The 1,016-nt window shown below is 71.0% G+C and carries 3 protein-coding genes; all 3 read left to right on the plus strand.

What is annotated here, in order from left to right:
- Positions 1-273, plus strand: a 273-nt coding sequence (locus KM176_RS24275; RefSeq protein ID WP_215558840.1) for a DUF2190 family protein, incomplete at its 5' end; no start/stop codon positions are given.
- On the plus strand, positions 270-596 hold the full coding sequence (locus tag KM176_RS24280; RefSeq protein WP_215558841.1) for a head-tail joining protein: 327 nt from the start codon (positions 270-272) through the stop codon (positions 594-596). The genes KM176_RS24275 and KM176_RS24280, both read left to right, overlap by 4 nt.
- On the plus strand, positions 593-1,006 hold the full coding sequence (locus tag KM176_RS24285) for a hypothetical protein (protein WP_160897249.1): 414 nt from the start codon (positions 593-595) through the stop codon (positions 1,004-1,006). Before KM176_RS24280 ends, KM176_RS24285 begins: the two co-directional genes overlap by 4 nt.
- Positions 1,007-1,016: the final 10 nt, after the last annotated feature.

Here is a 1,016-nt window from a genome sequence, read left to right on the forward strand (position 1 = left end):
GGCGGCGGCGTTCTGGTCGGCAAGATTTTCGGCGTGGCGCAGGCCCCGGCGACGTCCGGAGAGGACGTGGTGCTGGTGCGCCGGGGCGTCTTCGAGATCGCCAAGACCTCGGCCCAGGCCTGGACCGTCGGCGCCGCGATCTACTGGGACGACACCAACCAGCTTTGCACCACGGAGGCGACCGACACCGTGCTGATCGGTGCCGCCACGGCGGAAGCTTCGGACCCCAGCAGCACCGGCTCCGTGCTTCTGGACGGCAGCCTGCGCGCATGACGGCGCTGTTCGACGGCATGGCGGGGCTGCTGGGTGATGTGTTCGGCGCCCCGGTCACCTACCTTCCGCAGGGCGGGAGCGCGCGGGTGGTGCAGTCGGTGTTCCGGCGGATGCCGGTGGATGCGACGGATCCCGACGGGCACCCGGTGCTGGTCACCAGCCCCAGCTGGTCGGTGCCCCGGGACCTGGTGCCCGAGCTCAGGCGCGGCGACCAGATCCGGCCCGGCGACGGGCTGACCTACGAGGTGCAGAATGTCTGGCCTTCGGGATCACCCGCCACGGATGCGCGGCTCATATGCGAGCTGTTTGAGGTCTTTTCATGACCCATTACCGCAGCACCTTCCGGGCCCAGGCGAAGGCCGCGCTGGAGGCCTCGGGCGCTCTGGCCGGGGTCACCCTGCTGTCGGCCTGGGCCGAGCAGATCGACGCCGCGACCCTGCCGGTGATGGGCGTGGCGACCCCTTCGGAGCGCAGCAGCCGCAGCAGTCATGGCGGGACGCTGGAGAAGGGCACGCTGCTGCAGGTGGTGCTGAAGCGCCAGGGCGGCAGCGACCTGGAGGATCAGCTCGACACCGATACCGCCGCCATCGAGGCCGCCGTGAGCGGGGCGCTCAACGGCGCGGGTGTCCAGTGCCTGCTGGAAGAGGTCACCACCATCGTCAACGGCGAGGGCGCCCGCCGCATCGGCACCGCCACCGCCAGCTTCCGCGTGACCTCCTGGCACGCGGCCTGATCCCCAGAGA

It is taken from the genome of Pseudooceanicola endophyticus, from assembly GCF_018760365.1.
Lineage (GTDB): Bacteria > Pseudomonadota > Alphaproteobacteria > Rhodobacterales > Rhodobacteraceae > Pseudooceanicola > Pseudooceanicola endophyticus.

Excerpts from the sequence above, each read along its gene's own strand:
- KM176_RS24280 (WP_215558841.1), top strand. The coding sequence starts at position 270 with ATGACGGCGCTGTTCGACGGCATGGCGGGGCTGCTGGGTGATGTGTTC.
- KM176_RS24285 (WP_160897249.1), top strand. The coding sequence starts at position 593 with ATGACCCATTACCGCAGCACCTTCCGGGCCCAGGCGAAGGCCGCGCTG.